At 68.4% G+C, this 7,636-nt stretch carries 2 protein-coding genes; both read right to left on the bottom strand.

Annotated elements, in window-relative coordinates; genetic code table 11:
• Positions 1-536: 536 nt before the first annotated feature.
• Complete coding sequence (locus tag ADL08_RS07020; protein WP_159042997.1) at positions 537-1,082, bottom strand: hypothetical protein; 546 nt, start codon at positions 1,080-1,082, stop codon at positions 537-539.
• On the bottom strand, positions 1,076-7,285 hold the full coding sequence (locus ADL08_RS07015) for a DNRLRE domain-containing protein (RefSeq protein WP_234352032.1): 6,210 nt from the start codon (positions 7,283-7,285) through the stop codon (positions 1,076-1,078). Before ADL08_RS07015 ends, ADL08_RS07020 begins: the two co-directional genes overlap by 7 nt.
• Between the last annotated feature and the right edge of the window lie 351 nt (positions 7,286-7,636).

Genomic DNA, 7,636 nt, shown 5'->3' with positions numbered 1-7,636 from the left:
TGGTGGATCCGGTTATCTTGGTCGAAACCCGTCTACCAGGGGCTTCTTCGCTCTGTCAGCCCAACGAGCAGGCCAGTCCGGCAGGTTGGAACAGGCTCACTGACGAAGACGCGCCCGTGCGCGAGCTCCGTGAACGAGACCGCCCGGGCCTACGAGAGCCGGTGTCACCACGATGGGCCTGCTCGTCCTCGACGAGCTGGCCGTCCGCATCTCACGGCCGATCAACGGATGCCCTGAAACCCCGGGCCCACGGCATCGCAATGGAGTTCGTGTAGGCCGAGGAGGCTTGGACGGCCTCCCGGGGGCTACGTGGTGCCCGGGACGGGTTCGGTGAGACGGTCCAGACGTGCGTAGAGCGTCTGGTCGAGGCGGGCGCGGTTCTGATAATGCCGCGGTCAGCGAAACCATCCTGGCCGACGCGCTGGGAGCGGAGTCACTCGTGGGCGAGCCACCACGTCAGGGAGGGAACAGCTGGATGGCCGGAGGGGGTAATCCCCCTCCGGCCATCCAGCGGATGATCACACCGATAGCTCTCGCTACGAAGCAGTCGTCTTCCCCTGAGTGCACTTCAACTGCTTGTCGATCTCTTGGGCGGTCTTGGGGCCGTCCTTGGTCCAGTACCGACTCTCGGGTATCTCTGCGGAGGCGACCTGTGCGACATCGACAACGTCGCCCGTTCCGTCACCTGTCCCGGCGTAGGTGAAGAGGACATCGAGGCTCCGCGGCAGCTTCTCGGGCTGCGCGCCCGGGCCGGGTTTCAGGAACTCGTCATCGGCCCAGAGGGTGACGGCGCCACTCCTCCCCTCGGAAGTACGCGGTTCGCGCGCCTGCCAGAGAGGTTTGGTCGACTCGCCGTCGAATACCTCGACCCGCGCCACCGTGTCTGTGGGGCACGTCGGTGCCTTCACCGTGACGCGTGCGCCTTCGATCCTGACGCCGATGAGCAGGGGTCTGGACGGCTCGGACATGCTGTACACGCCGAACGCCCAGAGGCCCCCGGCGGCCAGAAGTAGTACACCGAGAACTGATCCTGCTGCCACGAACGGCCATATGGACCGTTTCTTTGAACCGGAACTCAGCATCGGTACCCTCCGTCCCGGTAGCCGGCGCGCCGCTCCCACCTGTTGCGGCACGGGTTCACACCGGCCCTCAGGTACATGTAACCAAAGCGGAATCCGTAACGTTTCCACTGGGCCTTGTGCCGGCGCTCATGGCGCATGAGGCTTGCAGACGGGTTGCGGTTCGAGGTGAAGAAGGTGGTGCCGAGTGTCGTACCGCCGCGGGAGTGCAGCCCCAGGCCGCCGGAGCAGACCCGCATGCCGTACCTGACCCGGCACCGGTAGCCGAGGTAACGCGTGCCCACGTACGCGCTGTACACACCGACGACACGGGCTTCCTGGCGGTTTCTCCAGGACCTGTATCGGTTGTAGCCGCGGTTGAGGTAGTGCCAGCCGAGGCGGGCGAAGGGGTTGATCCTCGGCTTCCAGAAACGCCCGTCCAGGTCGTACTGGTTGACGGGGTCGCCCGGGTAGCCGTAGCGGTTGTCACCGCCTCCGTGCACCGGGTCGATGGACAGGAAGCGTCCGGTGGCCGGGTTGTAGAGGCGGATGCCCATGAGGGTGAGGCCGGTGAGAGTCTCGGCCGAACGCTGCTTGGCGCCCAGCCAGCCGTAGCGGGTGGCCGGCTGGCCCGCGCGGGGATTGCCGTACTCGTCGCTGTCCAGCGCGACGGGGGCCTCGCCCGCAGTGAGCGGGAGCTGGAGGGCCACGTCGCCGTGGATGTTGGTCAGCTGCAGGACGGTGTCGTCCGCCTTGGCAGTCGTGGCGGCCAGGTCACCGGACGCCGACTCGACGTTTCTGGTCAGGGCGCCGGTGGCGGTGTCCTCCACGATCCAGCGCGGGTTGTCGCCCTCACCGTCGTAGTGGTTGAGCTTGGACGCGGTCTGCGTCCACGTCGTGCCGCTGCCGGTCTCCACCTTCCAGGAGCGGAAGCGGTGGGCAGCGTCGAGCTGCCAGGTCTGGCGTTCGCCGCCGGCCGTCTGCTGGTGGACGAGGTCGTTGGCGTAGTAGCCGATCGTGCTGCCCGGCGCGGTGGTGGTGCGGCCGAACGCGTCGTACACGTGGCCCGTGTCGACGAGGCGATCGGCGCTGTCGTAGGTGTGGGTGGTGGTGGTGCCTCCGGTGGTGGGGCAGTCGGCGCCAGGGGTGCCGGTCGCGCGGGTGAGGGACGTGCGGTTGGTGCGGTTGTCGAAGGTGTAGGTGCGCTTGGTGCAGATCGTGTCGGCGGTGTCCTCGACGGTGACCAGGCGGCCGGTCGCGTCGTACCGGTACGTCTGGTCCGACCAGCCGGCGTGGCTGGTGGCCTGGCCGTGGATGGACTCGGTCACGGCGTCGGAGTAGACCGTCGTGCCGTCGCTGTCACGGGTGTAGGTGCGGTCGACCGGTGAGCCGGTGGTGTCCTCGGTCTGCTTGACCGTGTAGCCGCCGGGCAGCTTCTCGCTGGAGACCGAGCCGTCCGCGTCGTAGGTGGCCCGGAAGGTACCCGCGACGGAGTCGGTAGTGCTCGTGGCCGTGCCACGCGGCTCGATGGTGTGGTCGTAGGTGTAGGTGACCGTGGAGGGCACCGTGTCTGTGACCTTCACCGGGCGGTCGAGCAGGTCGTACTCGGTCGTAGTCGTGCCGCCGTCGGCGTCCGTGTAGGTGACCAGGCGGCCGAGCTTGTCGTAGCCCTTGACGATGGTTCCGCCGGTCGGCGAGATCGTCTTGAACGGTCGGCCGGTGGCCGTGTCGTACTCGGTGCTCGCCTCGGGCACAGTCTGGCCGGTGCCGCCGGTCATCACGGCCCTGGTCGGCCGGCCGGCGTTGTCGTACGTGGTCGTGGTGGACCGGCTGACGCCATTGGCGGTCTCCGTGACCTTGGCGGTGTTGCCCCACCAGTCGTACTCGGTGGTGAGAGTCGGCAGTTGGGCGGGGTTGGTGCCGCCGCCGGTGATAGTACCCGCCGGGCCGGTGGAGCAGACCAGGTCGGCCCACTCGGGACGGCCCTGGCAGGTGCCGGTGCCGGTGGCGGACCAGTAGGTGGTCACGCGCGTGGCGGCGTCGGTACCGGTGGCACCGGGCAGCATCTGTTTGATGACACGGCCCTGGTCGTCGTACTCCGTGGTCTCGGTGATCGCGAGACCACCAGGGTCCTTGACGGTCTTGACGGGCAGGCCCTTGGTCCAGTCGTAGACCGTCTGCGTCGCTCGCGGCTCGCCCTGGACGCCCGGGTGCTCACGTACCTGCGCCCCGGTGGTGGTCCTGGTGATCTGGTCCTTGACCTTAGCGGTGCCGTCGGTCGGGCGTCCGGCGTCGTACTCGTTGACCGTCCAGGTACGGGCGGTCAACGAGGTGCCTGCAGGGACCAGGGTGGTTGTGCCGGTCTTCAGGTCGGCCGTGAGGTCGATGCGCCGCAGCGGGCCGAACGACTCCAGTACACGCGTGCCCGTCTCGTTGTGGACGGACTCGCTGGACAGCAGGTCGGCGCGCTCGGCGGCCGGGAGGCTGCCGATGCCGAGGTCGGCCTGTGTGGCCGTGGCGTCGGCGGTCAGGCCGAGGGCGACGGCCCGGTTGCCCGCGCTCAATTCCCGGACGGTGTTGCCGAAGCGGTCGTACTCCGTGGTCGAGATGTGCCCGCCTGGGTTGGCCGTGTTGACCTCGCGGCCCGACACCCCGAGGTAGTGCACGTCGGCCCGCTTGTAGTCGTTCGTACCGAGGGAGCCGCCAGAGTAGGAGGCGGGTACGGCGTCGGCGGGGAAGACGGCGGTCGCGTCCGTGGGCGCGTCCGTCTGTCCCCAGGTCTTCACGTCGGCCGCGCCCATTTTGTATGGGGCGGTGGCGCCGGTCAGCGGCACGTCGTAGACGACGCTGGTGGCCGCCGTGCCGGATTCGGTGCCAGTCGTGCCCTGCTGGAGCGCGGAGCGGGAGGCTTTGAGGAGCATGCCCTCACCGGCGGTGGCGGCGTTGCCGGCCTTGCCATACGTGAACGTCCACGGCAGCTCGCCGGGCGAGGCCAGGCGCGTGATCCGGCCGGCGGTGTCATAGGTGTACTGCGTCTTCAGGGACGGCGTGATCTGCGGATTCCACGACTCGCGCAGGCGGCCGTCGCCGTCGTACAGGTACATCGCCACGGCCTTGGAGGTGGCAACTGAGGCACCGGGGGCGGTGGACCACAGGCGAATCTCCTTGACCTGGCCGACCACGTCACCGTAGGTGCCGCCGGTCGCCGTGGTGGTCGCGGCGTACACGAACTCCATCACCCGGCAGCCCTTGGTGGCCGGGTCCGCCGTGCACGCGGCCGGTGTCGTGGCGGAGGTCGGTGCGATGACGCGCTTGGGGCGGGCCAGCTGCTTGCCGCCCACCGTCACCGTCTCGGACACCACGGTGGTCGTGGAACCCGCCAGACCGTCGAGCAGGGTGCTGGACACCTGCCACGCGGTGGCCGCGGCGTCGGGCTTGGTGAACGTGGTCACCGTGCCCTCGGTGTCGGACAGGGTGAACGAGCCGGTGGTGGCACCCTTCAGGGTCAGATCCTCGGCACCGGGCTCGGGGATCCACGCCGTCTTCGCCGCGGTCGCGGCGAAGTGTGTCTCCTCGCCCTCGGAGTCGACGACCACCACGGCCGTGTCGGACACCTTGCGGATGTGCGAGTAGTCGGAGTCCGTCAGCTCAGAGGCCGTGCCCGCGACCCACTCCTTGCCGAAGATGGCCGCTTGGCCCTCCTGCCTGACGCCCTTGTCCGGTACGCGCGAGGAGACCGTGCGGGTCACTCCGAGATCGAAAGAAGAGGCGTCCGTAGCGGACAGGGTGTAGTCACCGGTCAACAGGTTGACCGAGCCCGGTCCGACCTCACTGTCGGCAGCGCCCGATGCGTTGCGATCGACGACGATCGCCAGCGGCTGCGTGCTGCTCGAAGCGGAGTTGGGGCCGGTGAAGTCGGCCTTGATCTGGACGGTGCCGTCGGGATCAACGGTGTCGGTGGCGTTCCACACCAGCGGGCTGTTCCTGCCGCCGCTGAGCGGCACCGGCCAGGCGGTCAGCGCGGTGCCGCCGGAGGTGACCTGTCCCGCCGGGATCGTCACCCAGGGGTCGGCCTCGGAACGGCGCCAGGAGAAGGAGACCTTGTCGTACTTGGCGCCGTCGGCCTCGGCGACGAGCGGCAGACGACGGGCGGTGCGCTCGCCCTCGCTCGGCTGGACGAACCCGCCAGGGCCGGCGTGGAAGGTGTACTCGACCGGCTCCGACTTGTTGTCGGCCTTGTCCACCTGCCGCACCTGAAGGCTGTGGGTCCCGTCCTTCGGCGGGGTGACGCTGATGGCCTTGGCGGCGGTGGAGCCGGCGGTGGCGACCTTGGTCCAGGTCACGCCGTCGAGCGACCACTCCAGCCAGTTGTGGTCGGTGCTGTTGGGGGTGACGGTGAAGGTGCCGGCCTGGCCGGCGCCCTTGACCCACGCGGTGGCCGGGTAGTCCGTCGAGGTGACGCCGGTCGGGGCGACGGGGGCGCTGGTGTCGACCGTGAAGGTCTTCCACGCCGACCAGCCCAGGTTGTAGTGCGTCCCGTCGTAGGGGCTGCTGCGGAACTGGTACGTCTTGCCGTTGGTCAGCACGCCGGCCGGGACGACGACCGGGGCGGGCTGGCCTGAGGGTACGAATGCGGATCGCAGGACGTTGCCGACCTGGGTGTTGGTGGCGGTGTCATAGATCTGGTAGGCGCCCTGGATCTTGTCACCGTTGGGGTCGACGAACGTGTCCCGGAGCGTCGGGGTGAGGGTGTTGACGGTGTAGGCGCCGCCGTAGGAGAAGAACGGTGGCCCCGCCTCCTGCTTGGTGCCGGTGCGCGGCCGGTAGTTGTAGGTGACGGTCAGCTTGGGGACGTTGGAGGCGGCGTTGGCGGAGTTGACCCGCTTCCACTCCTTGGCGTCGTTCTCGTCCGTGGCCCGCAGGCCCATGCCGGCGTGGGACCACTTGTTGTTCGCCCAGTGCTGGACCAGGTCGGTGACGTCGGCGTTGATCCACCCGTCGGGCTGGGTGGAGCAGTTCGGGCTTCCCTTGGTCTGGGTGGAGGTGGCCATCTTGGTCACCATGGACGGCTGGTTGGTCCAGCGCGAGGCGGTGGAGGCGTTGTTCGCCGTCCACACCTCCCACGGCTGGGCGGTGCAGTCGGTGTTGCCGGAGTGGAAGTTCCACAGCGACAGCTGGGCGCTGGAGACCAGGGCGTCGGAGACCGGCGCGGTGTTCCAGGTGATGAAGGAACGGGCCGTGCGCCAGGTGCCGTCGGCGTTCTTCGTACCGGGATTGCCCAGGTCGAGCTCGACGTCGTTGGACCAGTCGACCGTCTCGCCCTGCTGGACGTAGGTGTCGAACAGGTTGCCGAGGGCCGAGGTGGACGGGTCGACCGTGACCGGATACCGGGTGGCCGGGTCGGCGAGGAAGGCCGCGTCCGGGGTGATGACCAGATCGACGCCCCCCTTGGCCTTGACGACCTTCATCGCGACCTTGGCACGGCGGGTGTGCTCACCGGAGACCTCGTCGACGGAGGCGTCCCACATCACCGGGGCCGGCATCGTCGCGGTCTTCTTCGACTTCCGGTCCGTGAACAGCACACTGCCGTCGGCCTGCTGCTCGACCTTCAGACCCTTGGTCCGAAGCGGCAGGGTGTAGGAGAAGCCGCCGGTGGCGGGCCTGGCCTTGAGGTCGACGAACTGCTCGAAACCGGTACGAGTGGCCTCGACCACCACGTCCGCGCCGGGCACCGCGTTCACGTAGGTGGCGCGCGTGCCGTCCAGCTGCGGGGAGGGCAGTCCACCGCGCCACTGGAGGGTGATCTGATCCTCGCCCTGGCCGAGGGTGACCAGATCGATGGCTGGGGTGGCCTGCGCCGCGCGCAGGGAGGACGCCTTCACGCCCTTCTTGCCCGACAGCCTCAACCCGGCCGGATGCGCCTTGGCCGCGACCGAACCATCTGCCTGAGTGGCCAGGTCGACATCGACATCACGCCAGGCACCCGTGGCGGAGTCCTGGAAGCGCACCGGTCCGGCGGTCAGCTCGGTGGTGAGCGAACCGTCCTTGTTGGCCCAGGTCGTCGAGGTTTCGGTTCGCTCGGACAGCGCCTCGACCCTCTTGCCGGACAGCTTCGCCGCCACACGCGCCGAAGCGATGTCGGCCGCCTGCGTCACCGCCTGCGGTTTGGGTTCGGCCGCAGGAGTCTGCTGCGGCCGGGCGACTGCCGAGCCGGCGCCGTCCAGCATGGCCAAGGCCAAGGCCAGGGCAAGACCACCCGCGATGTGCCGCAGGCTTCTTCCTGTCCAAGGCCGGTCCCGCCCCCCCGGAGCGGGTATGTGAATCGTCATGATTCCCCGGTTTCATGGTTTCTGACGCACCATCTTGTGGTGCACCGGAGAACGTACCGAAGAAAAAAAGAGCGAAAAGGCCGCGAAGGGCATGCAAATCGACGGCGTAAGTTCCGCTTCTTTGGGTGATCTGCGACACACCTCAAAGAATGAGCCTGTTCCAACCTGCCGGACTGGCCTGCTCGTTGGGCTGACAGAGCGAAGAAGCCCCTGGTAGACGGGTTTCGACCAAGATAACCGGATCCACCA

The organism is Streptomyces sp. NRRL F-6492 (assembly GCF_001280125.1).
GTDB lineage: Bacteria > Actinomycetota > Actinomycetes > Streptomycetales > Streptomycetaceae > Streptomyces.
Note: the sequence above shows the minus strand (reverse complement) of the source record. Positions and strands in the feature narration are given on the sequence as shown.

What these genes read in the sequence shown, in the direction of transcription:
- ADL08_RS07020 (WP_159042997.1), bottom strand. Translation starts at nt 1,082, where the DNA reads ATGCTGAGTTCCGGTTCAAAGAAACGGTCCATATGGCCGTTCGTGGCA.
- ADL08_RS07015 (WP_234352032.1), bottom strand. Translation starts at nt 7,285, where the DNA reads ATGCTGGACGGCGCCGGCTCGGCAGTCGCCCGGCCGCAGCAGACTCCT.